This is a genomic window from Chrysosporum bergii ANA360D (assembly GCF_029891735.1).
GTDB classification, from domain to species: Bacteria; Cyanobacteriota; Cyanobacteriia; order Cyanobacteriales; family Nostocaceae; genus Umezakia; species Umezakia bergii.
The window spans coordinates 1-24,857 of the sequence record NZ_JANQDH010000034.1; the positions used below are offsets into that span (position 1 = coordinate 1).

At 40.0% G+C, this 24,857-nt stretch carries 14 protein-coding genes; 5 read left to right on the top strand and 9 right to left on the bottom strand.

Annotated features, from left to right (window positions below):
* Positions 1-511: 511 nt before the first annotated feature.
* The 7 genes from NWP17_RS05105 to NWP17_RS05135 form a co-directional block, all read right to left on the bottom strand.
* A complete protein-coding gene (locus NWP17_RS05105) occupies positions 512-1,768 on the bottom strand; it encodes a glycosyltransferase (RefSeq protein ID WP_280653834.1) in 1,257 nt (418 codons plus the stop codon).
* Between the two features lie 37 nt (positions 1,769-1,805).
* Positions 1,806-3,077, bottom strand: coding sequence for a glycosyltransferase family 2 protein (locus NWP17_RS05110; protein WP_280653835.1), 1,272 nt, complete (start codon positions 3,075-3,077; stop codon positions 1,806-1,808).
* 65 nt (positions 3,078-3,142) lie between these two features.
* The gene (locus NWP17_RS05115; RefSeq protein WP_280653836.1) at positions 3,143-3,616 is read right to left on the bottom strand and encodes a DUF2141 domain-containing protein; all 474 of its coding nucleotides are present in this window, start codon (positions 3,614-3,616) and stop codon (positions 3,143-3,145) included.
* Positions 3,617-3,632: 16 nt separating this feature from the next.
* Positions 3,633-4,610, bottom strand: coding sequence for a glycosyltransferase family 2 protein (locus NWP17_RS05120; protein ID WP_280653837.1), 978 nt, complete (start codon positions 4,608-4,610; stop codon positions 3,633-3,635).
* Between the two features lie 21 nt (positions 4,611-4,631).
* Positions 4,632-5,621 carry an NAD-dependent epimerase/dehydratase family protein gene (locus NWP17_RS05125; RefSeq protein WP_280653838.1) on the bottom strand — a complete coding sequence of 330 codons (990 nt, stop codon included), beginning with the start codon at positions 5,619-5,621 and terminating at the stop codon, positions 4,632-4,634.
* 68 nt (positions 5,622-5,689) lie between these two features.
* Entirely contained in the window at positions 5,690-6,868 is a 1,179-nt protein-coding gene (devC, locus tag NWP17_RS05130; RefSeq protein WP_280653839.1) for an ABC transporter permease DevC, read from the bottom strand.
* Positions 6,869-6,902: 34 nt separating this feature from the next.
* The gene (locus NWP17_RS05135; RefSeq protein WP_280653840.1) at positions 6,903-8,108 is read right to left on the bottom strand and encodes an ABC exporter membrane fusion protein; all 1,206 of its coding nucleotides are present in this window, start codon (positions 8,106-8,108) and stop codon (positions 6,903-6,905) included.
* 1,112 nt (positions 8,109-9,220) lie between these two features.
* Between NWP17_RS05135 and NWP17_RS05140 the strand changes: the two genes are divergently transcribed.
* The 5 genes from NWP17_RS05140 (at position 9,221) to NWP17_RS05155 (ending at position 23,194) form a co-directional block, all read left to right on the top strand.
* Positions 9,221-13,297, top strand: coding sequence for a beta-ketoacyl synthase N-terminal-like domain-containing protein (locus NWP17_RS05140; RefSeq protein ID WP_425332645.1), 4,077 nt, complete (start codon positions 9,221-9,223; stop codon positions 13,295-13,297).
* Between the two features lie 242 nt (positions 13,298-13,539).
* Positions 13,540-14,022, top strand: coding sequence for a hypothetical protein (locus NWP17_RS17580; RefSeq protein WP_425332646.1), 483 nt, complete (start codon positions 13,540-13,542; stop codon positions 14,020-14,022).
* 325 nt (positions 14,023-14,347) lie between these two features.
* Positions 14,348-16,060, top strand: a complete 1,713-nt coding sequence (locus tag NWP17_RS05145; RefSeq protein WP_425332648.1) for an SDR family NAD(P)-dependent oxidoreductase — start codon at positions 14,348-14,350, stop codon at positions 16,058-16,060.
* Positions 16,061-16,221: 161 nt separating this feature from the next.
* The gene (locus NWP17_RS05150; RefSeq protein WP_280653842.1) at positions 16,222-21,702 is read left to right on the top strand and encodes a PfaD family polyunsaturated fatty acid/polyketide biosynthesis protein; all 5,481 of its coding nucleotides are present in this window, start codon (positions 16,222-16,224) and stop codon (positions 21,700-21,702) included.
* 46 nt (positions 21,703-21,748) lie between these two features.
* Positions 21,749-23,194 (top strand): thioester reductase domain-containing protein, encoded by a 1,446-nt coding sequence (locus NWP17_RS05155; protein ID WP_280653843.1) that lies wholly within the window; start codon positions 21,749-21,751, stop codon positions 23,192-23,194.
* Here NWP17_RS05155 and NWP17_RS05160 read toward each other — a convergent pair.
* Together NWP17_RS05160 and NWP17_RS05165 are read right to left on the bottom strand one after the other, a co-directional pair.
* A complete protein-coding gene (locus NWP17_RS05160) occupies positions 23,191-23,400 on the bottom strand; it encodes a hypothetical protein (protein WP_280653844.1) in 210 nt (69 codons plus the stop codon). The two genes, NWP17_RS05155 and NWP17_RS05160, sit on opposite strands and share 4 nt — an antisense overlap.
* A 14-nt stretch (positions 23,401-23,414) precedes the next feature.
* Positions 23,415-24,827, bottom strand: coding sequence for a ferredoxin:protochlorophyllide reductase (ATP-dependent) subunit N (locus NWP17_RS05165; protein ID WP_280653845.1), 1,413 nt, complete (start codon positions 24,825-24,827; stop codon positions 23,415-23,417).
* Positions 24,828-24,857: the final 30 nt, after the last annotated feature.

Consider the following 24,857-nt stretch of genomic DNA (forward strand, 5'->3'; position numbering starts at 1 on the left):
GACTAATATTTTCTAAATGCTCTGCCAAGTTAGTAATAGTATAGTTGATTTGGCTACTTAGCAAATATTGGCAATAATCTAATTTCGTAAATTTCATATTAAATCAGAATTGATAATTCATGGTATTGATTATTTTACCATATCAGGAATCATCGGATTTTTATTATTTATGGTCTTGGCGATTAAAAATATATTTTAATAATTGCAAAATTGGCTTTTTACTGGAGTTTAGTCTCGGTGCGACGCCTCCGCCGCACCGAGACTGATTGTGCCAGTTATGTTATTTATTATAGTACAATAATACTATATTCTAGCGATCGCCTGTGCCAGTTGCGTAAGTCCTGATAAAATCAAAAGTGTTGTATCCTGCAACAAGAGTTTACCATTATTGCAGCGCCAATTAGTAAAAATAGTAAAAAATATATTTCCCCGGCTAAATATTCACCAGAATCATTATAAACATATGTAGTGCGGGCATCTTGCCCGCTACAGTTATATAAACTAATACCTTCTAAATACGTAAGCCCTCACCAGCTTGAACTAATTGATAAAGCTTCGCCTCAAACTTTTCTGTACAAGCTGACCAGTCATATTTGAGGATAGAAGGACGGGCTTGTTTAGCCATGGCAGTTTTTAAAGAAAAATTTGCTAAAATAGCTACAACTTTTTCCGCAAAATCCCTTGGGTTATTGGGTTCAGCCAAAAAGCCATTGTAACCAGGAAAAACCTGCTCAGAAGTTGAGGGCGCAACCACAGCCACTACGGGAGTACCGGAAGCCAGAGCTTCGTTATTGGTAGTGCAGAAATTTTCTGTCACAGAAGGGTTAACAAATACATCCGCACGAGCAAACCAACCCAACAGTTCTTCACCGTGAGACTCTCCCCAGATGGTAATACCAGATGGAAACTTTTGCGATCGCCGACGCAATTCTTCATCTAATGGTCCACTACCAACAATAACTAAATGGACATCAGGAATTTCCGCAGCAATAAACGGAAACATATCTATTAATTGAGTGACATTTTTTTCTGCTGTAATGCGTCCTACAAATAAAATAGTTGGTCGATGATCATCAGGAATAGGGTTATAAATAATATTTTGGGGATGAAATTTATGACAATCAATTCCCTGATAAGGTAAGTATTCCCCCCGTTGACAATTCAACTTTTGATATTTTAACAGTTGTTCTCGAGAAGGAAATAAATTAACATCGTAACTTTGAGTAAAGCGCCCAACCAAAAAAGGAATAATAGGACGCATTAAATTAAATACCCAATTTCCTAAATAGTATTGGATATAAGCCACTATATCAGTGTGAAAAACCGAAACAATAGGCGTGCTTGTTTTTTTAGCATAATCAACACCAACAGAGCGTCCATAACCTTGCAAAAACATAGAATAAAAACCGCGCATTTGCGGCGCTTCTTCCACCACCACAATATCAGGGCAGAATTTTTCTAAAAGTTTAGTATCACTCCAATAACGATAGTGTAATGGTTGGGGTAAAGACTTATAAAAAATCAGTGGCTGAGTAGGGAAAGCATAGGCAGAAAAGTTAGGAAAACCTTGTAACTCTTCTAACCCTTGCATAGGACGTTTACTAACATTTTGAGCATATTTATTATTAATTCCAGGGTGGACAAGAAAGACATAATGCCCTTGTTCTAGCAACCAACGCACCCGTTGATGTACCGCCACTGAAACACCAGTTAAAAAAGGGGCATATAATCCGGTAAATAGAGCAATGCGAAGAGGTTGTTTGTTCATCACTTTAGTAAATAGATGTATTTTATTTCAACTAAGCTCAAAGAGAAATTTTGCTATCAATAGGTTGATCCAAAAAATCATAAGGGTGGTATTCCACTAAGCGGACATTCCCAGGACTTTGCACACGATAAACAATACCCCGCCATCGCACAGTGGAACTCCAAAGAGAAGAGAAAAAAGCTAAACCATATATCCACTGAGTTAAGGGAATAGCAATGAAAATTTTACTAATAATCTTCAGCGATAACTTAGTAATTGGTTGACCTTGAGAGCGAATTGTGGGACTGATACCTAACTCTAAGATCAGGGTTATTAAAAGTAAACCCACAGTATAAATACTATAGGTAGCTAACAAAACAGTTGCTAAATCCCATCGTGTATCCAACAAGGACAACAGTAATAAAACTATTGCCAGAAAAGGAAACAAAATACTAGAGATCACATCACCAACTATAGCCCACCATTGAGGATGGTAAAACCGAGAATACAAAAACAAGCGCTGGAGAGATTCTATTAAAGCAAATAAATCGCACTCTTCCCGATTCAACATGATTAATGACGGTACAAATTTAACCCGCAGCTTATGTTTTTTAAGGATTTTGTGCATGATAAAATCCTCCCCTAAAGCCTGTCCCCACTGAGTTAATAACTCTGTGTGGTGCAGTACCTCTGTTTTCATAGCCAAACTCCCACCCCAAGGAACTTGGAAAAGATACATTTGCACCACAGTAGATATATTACCTATATACCGCACCAAAGAACCCCAATATTTATCACTGGGTACATACCAACGGTTACCACTGGTCACCCCCACTTGGGGGTTAGCCAAAGGAATAATTAATTCTCTTAGCCAATTGTTATGAACAATTGTATCGCTATCCACTAAAGCGATAGCTTGGTAAGAATCATCCAACTCAGAAACAGCCTGTAACAGACAACTGCATTTAAGACTACAGTTGTGTCGTATATTTCTGAGAAAGCTGAGTTGGACATGGTGGGCATTTTGTGCTTTAATGATGTCGGTGACGATTTGCCAAGCAGGGTCTTGTTGACTATCAACAATTACTTTTAAATCGTACTGTGGATAATTTTGACTTAATAACCCCTCTATGCAATTGGGCAAATAAGGATCAGCACCTCGTAGACAAAGAATTACTGCGGTTTTAGGTAACTGGTCATCCTTCAATAATTCTTCCGTGGGACTGAACTCCCCACCACGAACACATAACAGAAAAACCAGGGTTAAACACATCTGAATACTCAGCCAACCCAGCAAAGACTGAGTTATAAATATCGTCAACTCTTGCATATATAGTCTCCGGGAAAATTCATTTTCCGGTGTCTTATGTCATAGCTATTGGCGACGACCTGCTTTTATGAATCAAGGGAGTATTTCATCAAAATATTAATTGTGGTATTTTGATGAGACAGTAACAAAAAACTAGCATCATAAAACTTTGGCGCACCAGTCACCATGGAAACAGTAGGATTTTTGGAAATACCAAAACCTTCCTTGGGTATACCGAGAAAATCTGTATTTAACCTGCGATCGCCATTTTGGTCGTCTATTATGGCCACTGCATAATTTCCCGGTAGTAAACCAGAAAAAGTATGAGTTAAACTACCACCTTTAGCCTTAACACAAGCACTTGTAGTCACATCCTTAGTATTCATGGGAAATCCCTGAGAGCGAGAGTAAACCCCCATACAGATCATCCCCTTTTGGTTACTGATACCATTAACCACAACTGTTAGTGTAGCAGTAGACTTGGCGTTAACCGCCCTCCCAAAACTAAGAGCCAATAAACTAGTTAGCAGTAAGCAACTAAAACGATTGATTGATAACATGATTTGAGTTGATGAGTTAGGGTTTATTTCTAGAAATGTAGGTATTTTGCCAACCTTCCCAGATAGTTTGAGCAGCTTTGAGTATATCTTGAAGCAATAAATACTCTGTCCCGCGCAAACGCAGATAAATACTGACATGACAACGCAAACGCTGATACAAACTCAGTTTAAACAGCCATATAGAAACCATATATTCCCAAAGTATTCTCCAATGGGGAAATAATAGTTTGCCTTTATTAGCAGAATCAAACCAAACTGTATAAGCATAAAAATCAGGTAAAATGTTAGAAGTGTCTGCCTGTGGGTTCTTAGCCAATAAGTGATAGTTGGGAAAAAACATACTCATAGACTGTTGGCTATGGCTTCTAGCAAAAAATAGATATTCGGGAATTTCATAAAACTCACCGAGTAAACCAACTCGCAACAATAAAATTCCGTCCGCAGTACCATAACTACCCATAGGTGGTACTTTTCTTAGCACATCTGCACGCATCACCCCATACATTTGATAGCAGAGATGCTTACTCAGCAACTCGTAAAAACGCTCATAAGGTTGCGGTGCATCAGTGTTAAGCTTAATATTGTAGTTGTGCAAAAAATCGCCATTTTCATCAATCAAATATACATGAGAATGACATAATACCACTGTGGGATTATTATCCAGCACTGCCACACATTTACTCAAAAAATCTGGGGCGTGTAAATCATCATAAGCCGCCCATTTAAAGTACTGGCCTACAGACAATTTAAAAACACTATGGAAATTACGAGAACACCCGATATTAGAATGATTGCGGTGGTAACGAATTCGTTTATCCATAGCTGCATAACCCCGACAAATTTCCTCAGTCTGATCTGTTGAAGCGTTATCTGAGATAATTAACTCAAAGTCCGTAAAAGTTTGAGCTAATAGTGAATCCAGAGCCGCTTTGATAAATCTTTCGCCATTGTATACAGGCAAACCAATACTTAACTTAGGCAGATTATGGCTCATATAAACCTACAAACCTAGATTTCAAATATCATTTTTTTCCAGCCATTCTTGTGTTAATCGTAAACCATGTTCTAAATCAACCTTGGGTTGATAATCTAATAAACTCAGTGCTTTAGCAATGGAATAAGCATGAGGACGACTCATAAAGTCCACAGACTCTGGGAGGATATCAGATTTTTTACGAAAAAGTTTTTGTCCTTGGGCTCGCAGCTTGAGAAATAACTTCATTTCATCCTTCGGTAAAGACATAGGCGCAGCCAAACCCGCCATGGCTGCTAACTGGGTAAAATATTCCTTCCAAGAAGTTTTTTCACCATCAGTAATATTAAATATTTCGCCAAATCTTTGCTTCTCCATAGCCAAAAACACAGCATCAATCAAATTATCTACATATACATGGTTCATCACCCCTTGACCATCATTAGCATAAGCAAATAATTTTTGGCGCATCATGGTGATTGGGCGCACCACCCAGGGAATACTTCCCGGTCCGTAAATATCCCCTGCACGAATAATAATTACACCAAAATCTGGGGGTGAATTTAGGGGTAAAAGTTCCCTTTCCGCCTCTATTTTACTTTGACAATAGGGATTATTTTCACCGGAGAGAGTCCCAGATTCTGCAATACCATTAACATAATTAAAGCCGTATACCATGACACTGGAAAGATGGACAAAAGTTTTTACACCAGCATCTTTAGCAGCCTTAGCCATGTTAACAGCACCGCCAACATTAACTGCGCGAAACTCCTTAATTGCGCCGGCTTCTTCAGCAATTTGGGCTGTATGTAACACCATATCCACACCCTGACAAGCTTTTTGAGCAATGCCAGCATCAGTAATGCTACCATTAATAATCTCAATACCCAAATTTGGCGCTGCTTTATTCACATCATTGGAATTTCCTAGCCCCCTAACCTTCATTCCCTGGGCTAGAGCTAATTCTGCGCCACGCCAACCGATAAATTCATCAATACCAGTGATTAAGATAGTCTTATTTTGCAAGTTCATAGAAATATGGGTGATGAGTATGGACAGTTGATATACAGCGTTTGGGATACTATAGCTACTGTATTGACTTAGAAAATATCCGCCGGGTCTGCGGAACGCAATTTATTAATAGCTAGCGCCCCAGAAGTTACACACATCAAAACTGCTGAAACTAAAACAATGAGCGCATTATTAGTAGTCATCATGATTGGTAAATTAGTTGACTGCATGGCAAAACTATATAAGCCAATAGAAAAGATAAATCCTGGAACATAACCCAATAAAGCCAGAATTAATGCTTGTTGAAAAACAACATTTAATAGATATCCATTAGCATATCCAATGGCTTTTAAAGTTGCGTAAGCAATCAATTGGTTAGCAATATTACTGTAAAGAATTTGATAAACAATCACCACACCAACCACAGAAGCCATAGTCAGCATCAGCTTAAGTATAAACCCGATGGGTGTTCTCATTGACCAATATCGCTTCTCAAAATCAATAAACCCCTGACGAGTAAAAATCTGGACATCATTCGGTAAACTTGCTGTTAATTGCTGCAAAACTTTCTTTGAGTTGGCTTCAGCAGTTAGAGTAATAGTACCCACATCAATCATATCTGCTGGACGAGTATTAGGATTGATTCTGAGAAAAATTGAATCACTGACGATTAAATTACCATCTACACCAAAAGAAGGACCCAAGCTAAATAGTCCACCCACCCTCACTCTATAACCAATGGGAGCATCGAAAGGGAATATTTCAATTGTCTGTTGAGTATTTCCAGCATCAAAATTACTAGCAATAGGTCCAAACTCCGGGCGAGAATTTCGGTCAAACAGAACAATATCAGGGATTTTCAACTTATCCAAATTGTCCCCAACTCCGGGTATACTAACTACAGACTTTCCCGGGTCAAAACCAATGACATAGATAGAATATTTTTCTCCGGTCTCAGGATTTTTCAACTTAGCAAACTGCAAGTATATGGGACTAACTGACTTTACACCATCAAAAGCTAAGGTTTGGTATAAACGACTGCGGGAAAAACTTTGAGTTGCAGTTAAAGATTTATATTGGGAACTCACTAAAAATAAATCACCCTGGAGATTTTGATGCAGTGCAGTAGCGCTAGAATAAAGAGCATCTTGAAAGCCAAGCTGGATAAATGTCAGCAGCACAATAAAAGCAATTCCCGCCACAGCCACCAAAAACCTCACTTTTTGCTGGGCTAACTGTAGCCACGCTAAAGGAATTTTTAATTTCATGGTTTAATACCATTTTATGTAGTATGCAAAAACATTAAATTTGAATAGCCACATCTACTTGTAAGTTAGTTAAACGGGCTACTTTGTGACTATCGGCGGGGTCATCAATGCTAATTCTTACCTCAACTATTCTCCGGTCTGTATCTGCTGTGGGATTAAGACTAAATATGCTTTGTCTGTCAACTCGCCAACCAATTTCACCAACAGTTCCTTTAATTTTTCCAGCAAAAGCATTACTAGTAATAGTGGCTTTTTGACCTACTTTTACTTTTTGAATGTCCGTTTGATAAACTTCAGCAACTACATACATTTGAGAGATTTTACCAATCTCAGCAAATCCATTGCTGTTAATTACTTCTCCGGTTTTAGCGTGAATTTTTAAAATTTGACCATCTATAGGAGATTTGAGATAAGTTAATTCTTGATCTGCTTGTGCTTGTTTAATAGCAGTTAAAGCACTCCTAACCTCAGCTTGTGCTAATACCACATCAACACTACGTACCTCACTAATACTATTCAGTTTGGCTTTAGCTTCTTGTAGTTGGTCTTGGAGTGTATTCTGGGTTCTGTTGAGACCAGCCTTAGCTTCTTGGAATTGCTGTTGTACAGTCTTGAGTTGTAAAGCTTTACCATCAGCCACAGAAGCAGAAACAGCACCTTGTTTGTATAACTGCTGATATCTATTGTTTTCAGTTTGGGCGTTATTTAGTTCTGCTTGGATACGGTTGATAGTAGCTTTTTGTCCTATGACTTCCCCTTTTAATTCTGACTCTAAACGAGCGATCGCTGCTTTTTGAGCAACAATATCTCCCCGTTTAGCCCCAGACTTAACTTGTGCTAGTTTAGCTTGGGCTACTTGCAGTTTATCTAAAGCTTGTTGCAGAGCAGCTGTAGAGCGATGATAATTTTCCAAATATGCTAATATCTGTCCATCTGTAACTTCTTCTCCTTCCTTAACTAAAGTTCTTTCCACCCGCACACCATTAACGGAATTGGGCGCAGACAAATTAGTTACTTCGCCTTCCGGTTGCAAACGTCCCAAGGCTGTCACCGTAAGTTTTACCGGGGCTGTACTGGCGGGTAAATTCTTAGGAGAGCTTGTTGCTTTCTCCTTAAATAAATGTGGTGAAAAGCTATAAATAGCCGCCAATGCGCCAACTAAAGTAATAGAAGCCGCTAAAACTATCCGCCACCGACCCAGGGGCGGTGTAAGTAACAGGCGTTTTTTGTTTGCTGCCATATTTTTATTCCAATTGTACTATACCAGGAGAAAGCCTTAATAACCATTCCCATCAACCCTTTACCTTCACTCTTGTTGACAGGTCTAATTAGTTTCTGTATAAATCGTTGTAAGCCTGTACATCCGCACTAAATTACTAGATTGCAATGCAAATTTAATGCTGGCGTTACTTCAAATCTTTCTTACTTTTATCCTACTTTGACTACTAATCAAGTATTGTAAAATACAATATAGCTGGTCACAAAAGCTAAATCTTTAAATGTACAATAAAACTTGATTAAGCCTGCCATAAGTATTGCAAAAAATCTGGCTCTTGTCAATAAACTTATGTTGATTATGCACTATTCTCTCAACATAGGTTTCTGTAGTTAATTTTATTTTTTTATTGATTATGATGTTATGCTGAAAAATCCCTAAGATAATTTTGTCATTGCCATTTGTGTTGATTTGATGCTTTATTCCTTCCAGCCACATACTTACTGATATATAAATCCAGGCTTTTACAGCCACCCAGCGCCATAGCTAGCCATTGATTTAGTTGTTAACTATACTCACCAGTATTTACCTCTGCCCAATTGTCACCGACAACAAGAAAGTTTTTTTATAAAAATCCCTTAAACCAATGATTTAGTTTCTGTGAACCATGCTATTATTTTTATTAATTAAAACCTTTGAAGACGGCTAAGTAATTCATTCATTTTAATGAACCAAACCAAACCGCATGAACATCACCTCATCAAGGCGTGATTTGTGCTTGATAAAACTCCATCAATCCGCCATCAAGAGTAATATTTTTTTATGTAACCAACTTGTCAAACTTTCCCCAGCCAAATTGTTTAAAATGAATTATTGTAGAAGCTGAAACTAGCCATGGCATGGCTACAATTAGGCTACATACTCACACTAGGCTGAGAAAAAAAAGATTTCAGCACTTACAAACTTGGCACATAACTAAAGTGGGTCAGACCGCATCAATACCGCCAACATAATCATACTTGGCATCTAACCCATGGTAAAATCACTCATTCTTGCTGTCATCCTTGCGTAATCAAAACAGTAAGTATCCTCTTGTGTTGCCTCAACAATTAGTACCTAAGAACAGTATACCCCCTATGCCTGCTGATGCAATAGATACGGCTTTGTCAGAGTTAGAGAGCCTAATCAACAGTGTAGAGAAAACTTTGATTAGGTCAATAGAACAAAAAAAATCACACCAGGAAAAACCAATGTCAATGAACCAAATTAATAAAAAGTTACAACAAAATCCCATCGCCATTGTCGGTATGGCTTCCCTCGTACCCCAAGCCAAAAACCTACAAGAATACTGGCAAAACATAATTAATAAAGTTGACTGTATCACCGAAGTCCCCCCCACACATTGGAACATAAAAGATTATTACGACCCCAACCCAAAAACCCCCGATAAAACCTACTGCAAAAGAGGAGGATTTATCCCAGAAATCAACTTTAACCCGATGGAATTTGGTATACCCCCTAGTATCCTAAAAGTCACAGACATATCCCAACTCCTCAGCTTAGTAATTGCCAAAGAAGCCATGGAAGACGCTGGATATGGTCAACACCGAGAATTTAACCGAGAAAAAACAGGAGTAATCCTAGGGGTAGCCATGGCTAAACAACTAGGGATACCCCTGTCAGCCCGGCTAGAATATCCGGTATGGGAAAAAGCCTTGAGAAGTAGCGGTATTTCCGAAGAAGACACTCAAAAAATCATCGCCAAAATCAAAAGCGCCTACGTAGAATGGGATGAAAACGCTTTCCCAGGAATGCTAGCCAACGTAGTAGCAGGAAGAATAGCCAACCGACTAGACCTGGGAGGGACTAATTGCGTAGTAGACGCAGCCTGCGCCAGTTCCCTAGCAGCCCTAAAAATGGCCATTAGTGAACTAACAGAATATCGCGCCGACATGATGTTAACAGGGGGAGTAGATACCGATAACACCATCATGGCTTACATATCCTTCAGCAAAACCCCCGCCGTCTCCCCCAGTGAGAGCGTAAAAGCCTTTGACGCTGAGTCAGACGGAATGTTACTTGGAGAAGGTATCTGTATGCTAGTTCTTAAACGCCTAGAAGATGCCGAAAAAGACCGAGATAAAATTTATGCGGTAATTAAAGGCATTGGTACATCTAGTGATGGGCGTTATAAAAGTATTTACGCCCCTCGAAAAGAAGGACAAATCAAAGCACTCCAAAGAGCTTATGAAGACGCGGGCGTTTCCCCAGCCACGGTAGAACTGATAGAAGCTCACGGGACAGGGACTATGGCTGGAGACCCCACAGAATTTGCTTCTTTACAAACATACTTTGGTCAGTATAAAACAAAAAAACAACAAATAGCATTGGGTACTGTTAAATCCCAAATTGGACATACCAAAGCAGCAGCCGGAGCAGCAAGCTTAATTAAAACCGCTCTTGCGCTACACCACAAAGTTCTTCCGCCCACTATTAACATTTCTCAACCCAACCCTAAGCTAAATATCAATGATTCAGCTTTTTACCTAAATACAGAAACTAGACCTTGGATTAAAACCGGGAAAGAAACACCAAGAAGAGCAGGAGTTAGTTCCTTTGGGTTTGGTGGTACTAATTTTCATGTAGTTTTGGAAGAGTACCAAAAAGAGCCCCAAATCAAGCAACGCTTGCATATTACCCCCCAAATTGTACTCATATTTGCTGATAACCCTACCCAATTGTTGACTAAGTGTGAGCAGATTTTAGAACAGTGGCAGTCTGAAAGAGGAGTTAGTCACTATAACTATTTGGTTGAAGAATGCCAAAACCTGGAAATACCTGGTAAAGCTGCAAGAGTTGGTTTTGTGGCTCAGGATTTTAAAGAAGCTAGCCAATTAATTGAAAAAATTATCACTAAACTAAGAGACAACCCCTCCCCGTCTGCTTGGGAACTGCCCCAGGGTATATATTACCGTTCTTCTGGGCTAGAACTAGAAGGAAAAATAGTTTCTCTCTTTCCGGGACAGGGGTCTCAATATTTACACATGGGGAGAGAAATAACTATTAATTTCCCTTGGGTAAGCTCTCTATATGAGACTATGGATAGCTTGCTGCTACAAGATAACCTACTCCCCTTGTCACAAGTTGTTTTCCCTCCCTCGGCTTTTGATGAAATTAATAAAAAGCAGCAACTAGCTACACTACAACGGACAGAGTACGCCCAACCAGCTATTGGAGTCTTTAGCGCTGGGTTATATAAGATATTTCAAAAAGCCGGATTTAAAACAGATTTTGTGGCTGGTCACAGTTTTGGAGAATTAACCGCTTTATGGGCAGCCGGTGTAATCACAGAACCTGATTACTTATTTTTGATCAAGTCTAGAGGTCAAGCTATGGCTGCGCCCCAAGACCCACACCATGACTCAGGTAGTATGTTGGCTGTGCGGGAAACAGAAGGTAAAGTTGCAGCAGTATTACGCGCTTATCCTCAAATTACGATCGCTAACTTTAATTCTCCAAACCAAATCGTTCTAGCCGGACCTAGTTCTGACATTAAACAAATACAGCAAACCCTACAAAGTCAAAATTGTACAGCCATTCTGTTACCAGTAGCAGCAGCTTTCCATACTCAATTAATCGCCTTTGCTCAAAAATCCTTCGCCATCGCTACTAAATCAATTCAATTTCACCCCCCGGAAATACCTGTATACACCAATGTAACAAGTCAACCATACCCCACCAACCCAGCCAAAATCCAAGAAATTTTAGCCAGTCATTTGGCTAGCGCAGTACTGTTTAAACAACAGATTTCAAATATCTACGCAGCTGGCGGTCGCTGTTTTGTGGAGTTTGGACCCCGGAGTATATTAACTAATTTGGTTAAAGAAATTCTGGGAGACCGCCCACATTATACTATTGCTTTAAATTCTGGACCTCTTAAAGATAGCGATCGCACTCTCCGACAAGCAGCAGTACAGTTACAAGTTTTGGGAGTACCTCTACAAAACATAGACCCACTACAAACACAACCAAATCAATCACTAGCACCCACTACACCCCTCACCGTGCGTCTGAATGGTGTTAACCACACCTCCCGCCCTAGTGAATTAAGTTCTTGTTCTTCTGAAGTTGAAATTACACCTAAAGCTATGCAGCAAGAAAGCAAATATCCGTCTCCACAAGTTGAAATTACACCTAAAGCTATGCAGGAAGAAAGCAAGTATCCATCTCCACAAGTTGAAATTACACCTAAAGCTATGCAGGAAGAAACTAAATCTCTGTCTCCACAAGAAATTAATTTGATGGTAGAGTTTCACTCTCAACAGCAAGAAATGTTACGCATTCAACAGGATTGTTTACAAAAACAACTAGAACAGAGTCAAAAATTTTCTCAATTACTGAAACAAAAGTACAGTGATGTAATTTCTTCTGGAGTAATTCCAGTTGTAGAACCAGTTGTAGAACCAGTTGTAGAACCAGTTGTAGAACCAGTTGTAGAACCAGCAGTAGAACCAGTTGTAGAACTAGTTGTAGAACCAGTTGTAGAACCAGCAGTAGAACCAGTTGTAGAACCACAAATCAATGTATCTGACCTCACCCAAACTCTACTAAATATTACCAGTGATAAAACTGGTTATCCAGTGGAGATGTTAGAAACCGACATGGACATAGAAGCTGATCTAGGGATAGATTCCATCAAAAGAGTGGAAATACTAGGAGCTTTACAAGAACAGTACCCAGACTTACCCCAACCTAACTTAGAGCAATTAGCAGAACTCCGCACCATTGAGCAAATAGCAACATACCTACAGACTTCTATTTTTAACCCAGTCCCCAAAGAAAACAACCCAGTCCCCAAAGAAAACAACCTAGTCCCCAAAGAAAACAACCCAGTCCCCAAAGAAAACAACCCTATTATCTACCCCGACCTCACCCAAACTCTACTAAATATAACCAGTGATAAAACCGGTTATCCAGTGGAGATGTTGGAAACGGACATGGACATAGAAGCTGATCTAGGGATAGATTCCATCAAAAGAGTGGAAATACTAGGAGCTTTGCAAGAACAGTACCCAGACTTACCCCAACCTAATTTAGAAGAGTTAGCAGAACTCCGCACTATTGAGCAAATAGTAACATACCTACAAACCTTAACTACGCCAGAAAAAAAAACTCCAATCAATCCAGTCCTAGTATCCAGCCTGTCCAAATAATTGACAATATCAGTCGTCGTCCCGCTAGGCTGCATTTTCTGCCCCCACCTGATCAATTACACATTAGTCTTCCATCAGGACAAATCTACCTAATTACTGATGACGGTTCACCAGTAACAACTAAACTAGCAGAGACTTTAACTAATAAGGGGGAAAGGGTAGTAATTTTAAACTTCCCCCAGGAAATAGTCCCCAGTCAGAACCCTTTACCCCCGAAGGTCAACCGAGTAGTTTTAGGGGATATGAGTGAGGAATTACTTCAACACAAACTACAAGCGATCGCCCATCACTTCGGTAACATCGCTGGATTTATTCACCTCCACCCTAGTTTTACTTCTTCGGAAATTCCGGCATTCCCACCACGGGAGAAAGCGATAGTCAAGCACATTTTCTTAATAGCTAAACATTTACAGCCATTCTTCCAGTCACGAGTTTTTGATTACCGCCACAGCTTTTTAACTGTTCACCGTTTAGATGGAGCTTTTGGTTTAGATTATCGGTTTAACTATTCAGTTATCAGTGGGGGTTTATTTGGACTTACCAAAACTTTGCAATGGGAATGGCCAGGGTGTTTGGCTCGGTCTTTAGACTTAGATCCTACTTTTGATGTTGAAACGGTAGTTAAACATATTATGGCTGAGGTTCATGACTGTAATCAGCAGATTAGGGAAGTTGCTTATGGTGCTTATGGTCGGGTTACTTTACAGGCGGTATTAGAGGGGTAGGAGAAACAAACCAAACCAAAAAACTGGTTTGTTTAACTAACTGCTAAGGGAGCTAAACAAGAAGGGGAGGAGTTATCGGGGGTGTGGAAATCGCATTAACAGCGGCTTGGTGTAATTCGAGGTTCTAGGTTCTAGGTTCTGACAAGCAGGATGCTTGTGTTACCTGCGGGGGATTTATCGCTGGCGATTGCAGGATTAATTCTAGGTTCTGACAAGCAGGATGCTTGTGTTACCTGCGGGGGATTTATCGCTGGCGATTGCAGGATTAATTCGAGGTTCTAGGTTCTAGGTTCTAGGTTCCACGTTCTATTTTTTTGTGAGTTTTATCATGAATTTAACTGATATTAGTTCATCTTCTTGTTTTGTCGTTACTGGAGGAGGAAAGGGAATTACCGCCCAATGTGTGATTAAATTAGCTGAGATTTATCAATGTAAATTTATTTTATTGGGACGTTCTCAATATCCGTTAGAAGATTTCTATTCTATTGTTGAAAATTTGCAGGATTGTTATGAAGAAGCACTTTTAAAACGGGCTATCATGGATAATTTAGTGAAGGAAAACCAAAAGCCTACACCCCAAAAGGTGGCTCAAATATACAATCAAATTGTTTCTAGTCGCGAAATTCACCAAACTTTAACGGCTATTGCTGCATCGGGTGGGTCAGCAGAATATATTAGTGTTGACATTACTAATTTTGACCAGTTCCAAAAAATCATCCCCCGGCTAAAAAGCATTACTGGAGTTATTCACGGAGCGGGTGTTTTGGCTGATAAGAGAATTGAAAAGAAAACATCTCAGGATTTTGAAAAGGTTTATCAAGCTAAGGTTCAGGGTTTAGAAAACTTGCTAGCTTCTATTGAACTAAAACAGTTAAAACATTTGATCTTGTTTTCGTCGGTGACTGGATTTTATGGGAATGTGGGTCAAGCTGATTATGCGATCGCTAATGAAATCCTCAACAAAACTGCTCATTTAATTAGACAAAAGTATCCCCAATGTCAAACTACAGCTATTAATTGGGGTCCCTGGGATAGTGGGATGGTGTCGCCGCAAATCAAGAAAGCTCTGGCGGACCGTCAAATAGATATTATTCCTGTGGAGGTTGGTACAAGAATGTTTATTAATGAACTCCAACCCTGCCACTATAACAATACACAAGTAGTTATTGGTACACCATTAATTGTCCCACCGCCACCGATTTCTCCTGAATTACGTACATATCATATTTACCGACATCTGGAACTTTCTGCTAACCCTTTTCTTTATGACCATACCATTGCAGGTACACCGGTTTTACCAGCGACTTGTGCCATGTCTTGGATTATTAACACCTGTGAAGAATTATATCCCGGTTATCAACTCCTTAACTACACTGATTTTAAGGTACTAAAGGGTATTGTTTTCAACCAGAATGAATTGCCACCATACACCCTAGAAATCACTGAGGTAAGGAAAAGTCAAGAGGAAATCACTCTTAATACGAAGATATACAGCCAAACATCTACAGGTAAAACCTATTACCACTTTAGCGCACGGGTTAATTTACACATCCACATCCCTCTTGCTCCCATTCATCCTGATATCAATCTACAACCAGATGAAATCATCACAATTACTAAACAAGATTTTTACCAAAACGGAAAGGCTAGTTTGTTTCATGGTCCATGCTTTCAGCAGGTGCAAAGAGTAGTGAATATTACTACTCAAAAAATCACTACAGAATGTTTATGGAGTTCGATAACACCTCAAAAACAAGGTCAGTTCCCGATTAGACAAGTTAATCCCTATACTACTGACTTGAGTATGCACGCCTTATGGATATGGACTCAACATTTTTATCAGAAAGGCTGTTTACCGGGAAAAGTAGAAAAATATTCCCAATATTCCCCCACACCTATTGACAGCCCTTTTTATGTGACCTGTCATATTCAATCGAACAATTCTAGCAGTGCTGTAGCGGATTTTATTATCCACGATGAAGCAGGAAGGGTTTACTGTGAACTCCTCAACGCCCACGCTGTCATCTGGTCTAACTAATTTCTCTCATATCTCGTATTTGTGTCATAAAACTTTGTAGTACAGGTACTCTGCCCTAATTATACACTTCACCTGGGCAAAAAATCCTGATAGTTTTTGTGACCTGGAGACAAAAAACCACATAAACTGGCAAATTAACTTATTTTTTTGTTCTTTTCATTATGAGCCATATAGCGATTATTGGTTTATCTTGTTTATTCCCTGATGCTCATAATCCTGAGCAATTTTGGCAAAACTTGATTAATGAAAGAATTTCTATTAATCAAGCCAGTAAAGCAGAAGTTGAATTTGATTCATCGTTTTTCTGTCAACCGGATCACCCGAACCTAGATCAGACTTATTCTCTTCAAGGTGGATATATCCGTAACTTTGAGTTCTGCCCAGAGGAATATAAACTACCTGTTGAGGTCTTGGGTGGTTTGGACAAAACCTTTCAATGGTCTTTGTATGCTGCTAAGGAGGCTATTAATAACAGTGGTTACAAGGAGGAACCGGAGGTTTTACGCCGTTGTGGAGTTATTCTTGGTAACCTTTCTTTCCCTACCCAATTGTCTCAAGGATTATTTTCCCCTTTATATCAAAAATCACTGACTCCTGTCTTAGAAAAAATTTCTTCCATTGCTGATCAAACTCCTGACAGGTATTATAACCCCAGTAATGGCTTTATTTCTAGTCTACCTGCTGCTGTAATTGCTCAAGCTCTTGGTCTGTCTAATATCCATTTTTGTTTAGATGCGGCTTGCTCTTCGGCTTTTTATGCCATTAAGCTTGCATCCCATTATTTAACTGCTGGTAAGGCTGATTTAATGTTGGCTGGGGCGGTGAGTGCTGCTGATGCTCTTTTTGTTCGGATGTTATTCGCTGGGGTCCGGGGTCTTTCGCCTAATCATCTTACTCGCCCGTTAAATCAAAGTTCCCCTGGTCTTATACCGGGAGATGGGGTGGGGATGGTGATGTTGAAAAGATATGAGGATGCACTACGCGATGAAGATGAGATTTGGGGTGTAATTACTGGTGTTGGTTTGTCGAATGATGGTAAGGGTAAGGGTCTTCTGGTTCCGAACCCGAAAGGTCAACTTCTAGCTTATGAAAGAGCATATCAAGAGGCTAAAATAAGTCCTTCGTCTATAGATTACTTAGAATGTCACGCTACTGGAACTTTACTAGGTGATAAAACTGAACTTAAAACTATTAGTGATTTTTTCCAGCCTTTTCCTTTGATTGGTTCTGCTAAGGCGAATACAGGACACCTCTTGACTGCTGCGGGAATGGTTGGTTTAACGAAGGTGTTGCTGGGGATGAAAGCGGGAGTTATTCCCCCTACTGTTAATATTGAATGCCCTTTAAGTGAGCAGGTGGTTACTAAAATGACTGCTTGGACTAATCCAGTTAAACAGGCTGCTATTAGTGCTTTTGGTTTCGGTGGTAACAATTCTCATTTGGTGATAGAACAAAATCCCAATAGGATAAATGAGACTGTTTTGACACCGGTTAAGTTAGCGATTACGGGAATGGATGCTTTATTTGGTGGTTGTGATGGACTAGATGAATTTGAACGTACTGTTTATAATGGACTTCAACATTTTATACCTTTACCAGAAAAACGTTGGTTAGGTGAATCTATTTCTGCTCCGAGGGGAGCTTATATCAAGGATTTTTCTATTGACCCTTTAGCTTTTAAAATCCCTCCGGATACGATTAGTCAACTTAATCCCCAACAATTATTATTGCTCAAGGTAGCTCACAGAGCGATAGAAGATGCTGGTTTACATCCAGGAATGAATGTAGCAGTAATTGTTGGTGCAGATACTGAGTTATCTGTACATGAGTTGCCAGAAAGATGGAATATGAAGCCTAAACTCAGAAATTTCCTGGCAGAACATGAGGTTAATTTGTCTGTTTCACAACTAGAAGAGCTAGAAAAGATACTTAAAGATAGTATTCATCATCCTGTAGAATGTCCAGAGTATGTCAGTTATATAGGTAATATAACTGCTAGCAGAATTGCAGCAATTTGGGACTTTACTGGACCTGCTTTCACGATTACTGCGGGGGAAAACTCTACTGTGCGGGGGTTGGAAGTAGCTCAGTTGTTGTTATCTTCTGGTTCTGTAGAAGCAGTTGTTTTGGGGGGGGTAGATTTAGCTGGGGGAATAGAAAGTGTATTTCTCCACAGTCAGATGGCTGATATTAATCAGGGTGTTAATACTCTGAGTTTTGATGAAAAAGTTAATGGTTGGATGGTGGGAGAAGGGGCCGGGGCGGTAGTTCTCCAAAGTCAAGAAGGTGTTGCAGCCTCTCAGAGGGTTTATGCGGTTGTGGATGCGATCGCTATTGGGGATAATTTCCCGACAATCTGTGAAAAGGCTTTTGATTGTGCCAGTATTTCTGCTGAGGATATTAGTTATTTGGAGGTTAACGGGAGCGGTATCCCTGGTCAGGATACGGCGGAAATTGCTAGTATTTTACAAAGTTATGGCACTGGTAGTAATAATTTACACTGTGCTATTGGTAGTATTAAAGCTAATATCGGACATACTTATATTGCTTCCGGTATGGCTAGTTTGATTAAAACTGCTCTGTGTCTCTACCACCGTTACATCCCAGCGACACCGGGCTGGTCGGGGGTGAAAAATCCTTCCCAATGGGAAAATAGTCCTTTTTATGTAGCTACTGAATCTCGCCCTTGGTTTTTAAATACTAATGGTAGACGTTTTGCGGCTATTAATAGTCTGGCGACTGACAGTACTTGTGGCTATGTGATTTTATCAGGATCCAATACGCCATGCACTTCTGAGGATAATAGATATTTATCTCAATACCCTATTCAACTTTTTGTTTTTACGGCTGATAGCGAAAAGGAGTTATTACAGGAATTACAATGTTTCAGGGATCTTCTCATAACTAGGGAGAAACTTTCTAAGGTTGCTGCTGAAGTTTTTACAAAGTTTCAAAACCATCAAAAAGCCTATACTTTAGCGATTATCGGCTCTGATCAGGAATCTCTGGTTAAGCAAATTACGGCTGCTGAGGAGGGAATTAAGCAGGCTTTTAGTAATAATACTCCCTGGCAAAGTCCCCAAGGGAGTTATTTTACTCCCTGTGCTTTAGGTAAATCTGGTAAGTTAGCTTATGTTTACCCGGCGGCTGTCAATTCTTACTTATATATCACCCGCACTATCCACCGTTTGTTTCCTGAGCTTTTACAAGATATAGAAGATAATGGTCTGTACCATAGAGCTACTCAAATAGAACAGCTAATTTACCCGCGTAGTTTATCGAAGCTTTCGCCCCAGGATTTAGAAAAACTTGAACAGAAGTTACTCAGCAACCCGCTGGCTATGTTTGAGAGTGAAATAGCTGTGGCTAGATATCTGACGAAGACTCTTGAGGAAAAATTTAAGATACGCCCTGAAGTTGTGTTTGGTTACAGCCTGGGGGAAACTAGCATGATGGTGGCTCAGGGGGTTTGGAGTGATTTTGTTACAGGGAGTGAAATTTTAAATTCATCTCTGTTGTTTAGTGATCAATTATCTGGTAGAAAGCAAGCTGTCAGGGAATTTTGGAAAACAGATGATTTACCAGGGGATTTTTGGGTAAATTATCTGCTGATGGCTGATGTTGACCGCATACGCTCATGTGTTGAGGGGGAAGAGCGAGTTTATTTGACTCAGATCAACACTCACAAAGAGGTATTAATTGCTGGAGAAAGGAGGGCTTGTGAAAGAATCATTAATAAGTTGGGCTGTCCAGCTTTTATTGCTCCGTTTGATCATGTGATTCACTGTCCACCTACTTTATCTCAACATTCCCAAATTGCTGAGTTTAATAGTTTACCGTCTCGTTCTTTACCTGGTATTAGGTTTTACAGTGCAGCGGAATATAAACCAATTGTTTTAGAACGCCATGCGATCGCTCAGACTATAGCAACTGCTTTGTGTCAGTCTTTGGATTTTCCTCGTTTAGTTAATACAGTGTACGGCTATGGAGCCAGGATTTTTATTGAAGCTGGGGCTGGTAGTAGTTGTTGTCGTTGGATTGACAAAATTTTACAAAATCAAGAACATCTGAGCGTTTCTGTGAATCGCCGGGGAACAGATGACTTTTTATCTATCCTTAAGGCTCTAGCTAAATTAGTTAGTCATCAAGTACCTATGGATTTATCTTCTTTGTATGATTTTTCCAAACCAATGCAGCATTTGGAACAGTTAGTTAGTTTAGCAAAGAATAAAATGGTGGAACCAATGGGAGAAAAAATAGTAATTAAACCTACTCTCTATACTCCGACTCGCTCTCTAACTCAAAAACTAGGAGACCCTTTATTTCTTTCAGCTTATAAAGTTGCTCGTCCATATATGGTGGGTGCTATGGCTAGGGGTATTACATCTACAGAAATGGTGATTGCATTAGGTAAGGCTCAAATGTTAGGTAGTTTTGGCGCTGGGGGGTTATCTTTACTAGAAATAGAAAGGGCAATTAATCGTATTCAACAAGCGTTACCTAATGGACCCTATGCTTTTAATTTGATCCACAATCCTAACCACCCGGAAATAGAAAAGCAGACGGTGGAACTTTACTTAAAAAATCAAGTTACTACAATTGAAGCGTCAGCCTTTTTGGATTTAACTATCAATTTAGTTTATTACAGAATAGCTGGTTTAAGTTTGGGAAGTGATGGAAGGGTAAAAGTTAATCATAAAATCATTGCTAAGATTTCTCGCCCAGAAATAGCTAGGAAGTTTCTCAGCCCCCCTCCTAGTAGTCTAATAAAACGGCTGGTGGAGCAAGGACTAATAACCCCAGAGCAAGCTAAGTTAGCTGAACAAGTTCCCATGGCTGATGATATTACGGTGGAAGGGGACTCTGGAGGACATACCGACAACCGCCCGTTGATATGTTTGTTACCCGCTATTATTTCTCTCAGGGATGAGTTAAATGATCAATTTAATTATTCCTCTCTGGTGAGAATTGGTGCTGCAGGAGGAATCGGTACACCTGAAGCTGTTTTAGCAGCTTTTATGATGGGGGCTGCTTATGTGGTTACTGGTTCTATTAATCAAGCTTGTGTTGAGGCTGGAACTAGCGAGGCTGTTAAAAAACTATTAGCGGAAGCTGATATGGCTGATGTAGCTATGGCTCCGGCGGCGGATATGTTTGAGATGGGGGTAAAACTGCAAGTCCTAAAACGGGGAACTATGTTTGCTATGCGATCTCATAAGTTGTACGAGGTTTACCGGGCTTATAATTCGTTGGAAGAAATCCCTCCGGAGGAAAGAGAAAAACTAGAGCAGCAAGTTTTTCACCAGAAATTATCCGATGCGTGGGAAGCTACGGCTAACTATTTGGCTAAAACTAATCCTGAAAAATTGGGTAAGGCTCTTAATAACCCGAAACTAAAAATGTCTTTAACATTCCGTTCTTATTTGGGACAGTCTTCTCAGTGGGCGATCGCCGGACACGCGTCCCGACAACTGGACTATCAAATTTGGTGTGGTCCAGCTATGGGAAGTTTTAACAATTCTGTGAAAAATACTCCTTTAGCAGATCCAAAAAATCGCCGAGTAGTGGACATAGCCGATTACCTTTTAAACTCAGCTACCGACCTCTACAATCTCCACACTACAAAGACTCAAAATCTTTAACCGCAGAACCTCGTAAAAACATCAGTTACAAAAGGAACTCCAGACTATGAACGCTACAGAAATTCAAACTTGGCTAATTAATCACATAGCCCAAATGATGGATACAGACCCCCAAACTATCGACATAGAGGAAAGTCTAGAAAACTACGGGCTAGACTCGGCTCAAGCTATGACTTTAATTAGCCAACTAGAAAAACAAATAGGTTACGCTCCATCCCCTGGGCTGTTATGGCATTACCCAAATATTAAGTCTTTATCTCAACGTTTGGCAGAGGAAACACCACTGACTCCTATTATTGACTTGGCTAAAGAGGTAACTCTAGAACCCACCATAGATCCAAAATATGCTTGTAAGATGGCTAATAGCACGCCTGAGCATATTTTCTTGACTGGTGGTACGGGTTTTTTAGGGGCATTTCTGATCAAGGAACTGTTGGCTAAGACTAATGGTTTTGTACATTGTCTGGTGAGGGGAGGCAGTGAAGAAGAGGCTTTTAATAAACTGCAACAAAATTTAACTAAGTATCATGTTTGGGAACCTAGTTATAGTAAACGTTTGATGGCTATTCCAGGAGACTTAGCGCGCCCCCAATTAGGATTGTCTAATACTGAATTTGAGGAATTATCGGAAAAAATAGATGTTATTTATCACAGTGCAGCACTTCTTAATTACGTGTATCCTTATTTGGCTTTAAAACCGGCGAATGTTTTGGGTACGGCGGAAATTTTGCGATTAGCTTGTCAGGTAAAAATCAAACCTGTTCATTATGTTTCTAGTGTGGCTGTGTTTGAAAGCAGTGCCTATGCGGGACAATTGGTAGAGGAGCAAGATAGTTTTGACCACTGGGAAGGGATACATCTGGGCTATTCTCAAACTAAATGGGTAGCGGAAAAATTGGTTAAATTGGCTGCTTCTAGAGGTTTACCAGTTACTATTCACCGCCCCCCACTGATTGCAGGGGACAGCCAAACTGGTGTTTCTAACTCTCACGATTTTATCAATATTATGGTAAAGGGTTGTTTGGAAATGAGGTGTTTCCCAGAAATAGAATATTTTTTGGATATGTCGCCAGTGAACTATGTGAGTAAGGCTATAGTTTATTTATCTCAACAAACGAATTCATTAGGTAAGGCTTTCCATTTGCAACACCCTAACCCCATTCCTTTGTCAGACTTAGTTGGTTGGGTGCAAGAACTAGGTTATTCTGTGCGACTGGTTTCTTATTCTCAGTGGCAAGAAGAGTTAAATCAACATTTATCATCTCCTGATCATCCTTTGTATAGGTTACGTCCTTTTTTGTTGCAGCGTTGGTCTGAAGAACAGGTCACTATCCCAGACTTGTATTTACAATCCCGACGACCTATCATTAGTTGCCAACAAACTCTTAAAGCCTTGGCTAATAGCTCTATTTCTTGCCCTTCATTGGATGCTACTCTTTTGAGTAATTATGCTTCTTATCTTTTATCTACTGGTTTTCTAACTCCAGCCTAATTAATGGGGAATTTAGAATTGAGAATGTAGAATTGATTCTGCGATCGCCTACGGCACTGGCGAAGCCAATCCCCTGTAACACAAGCATCTTGCTTGTCTAAATACCGGCTAGAAGCCGGTGCTACTGATACCACATTACAACCAGATGATGTATAAAAAATCTCGCTGATGGCAGAATGAGGGAGGGCGGGGTTAATATCATTCACCCCGCCCCATATTACTAAATTTTCGCTTCTTCCTGCACCAACTTATCCCAACCTAAGTCTTTTAAGTTATTATTGCGACGTAGGGGACGGGTTACTAATTCTAGCAGGTCACGGGCATTAGTAAAACCGTGAATTTGAGCAAAGGTAAATTCTACAGACCATTTAGTATTTATCCCTCGTGCTTCTAAGGGATTAGCATGAGCCATACCGGTAATGACTAAATCTGGCTTTAACTGATAAATGCGCTGTACTTGATTGTAATTATCTGGCTTTTCGACAATTGTCGGTAGGGGTACACCCATTTCTTGACAAGTTTTTTCTAACAGGGCTAATTCAGCAGCTTGATAGCGCTTATCCATGTAGGGAATACCGACTTCGTAAACGGTCATCCCACAACGTACTAAAAACCGGGCTTGGGAGATTTCTAGTAGGTTATCACCCATGAAAAATACAGATTTGCCACGAATTAATTGAATATAGTCTTCTAAACTTGCCCAAATTTGGGCTTCGCGCTCGTCTAAACCTTGAGGAGTAATGCCAAATACAGAGCAAATTTTTTCTACCCAGGCGCGAGTACCATCTGGGCCAATGGGGAAGGGTGCGCTAATTAATTTACACTTGCGGCGACGCATTAAAGTTGTAGCGGTGCGGCTGAGGAAGGGGTTAACACCAGCTACATAATAACCTTCTTGAATGACTGGCAATTCTGTAAAGCGCTTGGCGGGTAGCCAGCCAGAAACTTTAATTCCTTGTTTTTTTAATTCTAATGTTAACTGGGTGACGACAGGATCGGGGAGAGAACCGAAGAGAACTAAGGGAGGATGATCTAGATACTCGGATTCTTCTTGGACGATTTCTTCTTTCTTTTTACCAAAGTTGAGTAGTTTGTGAATGGGGTTGCGCTCATTGGTTTTGTCTGTTTCTGTTTCTCCTGCTGGTGGTTGATCAGGACAACGATTAGCCATTGCTGCTAATACAGTATCTTCGCCTTGAGTAAAGGCGTAGTCAAGACCATTGGCGCGGGCGACGACAATGGGTATACCAATTTCTGCTTCTAATTTGGGTGCTAAACCTTCCAAATCAGTTTTGATAATTTCTGTGGTGCAAGTACCAATCCAAACAATTACACTGGGGTTGCGATCGCGCTTAATTTGCAAACACAACCGCTTTAACTCTTCATAGTCATTTAGCTGGGCGGAAATATCTCCTTCTTCCAATTCTGCCATTGCGTAGCGAGGTTCGGCAAAAATCATGACTCCCATGGCGTTTTGGAGGAAATACCCACAAGTTTTAGTACCAATTACCAAAAAGAAGCTATCTTCGATTTTTTGGTACAACCACGCTACGCAGCTAATTGGGCAGAAGGTGTGGTAATTTCCGGTTTCACACTCAAAGTTTAGGGCTTGCGGTTGTTGAGCGATAGTCATTGAAACTTTTCTCCCCTTATATGTAGTAGC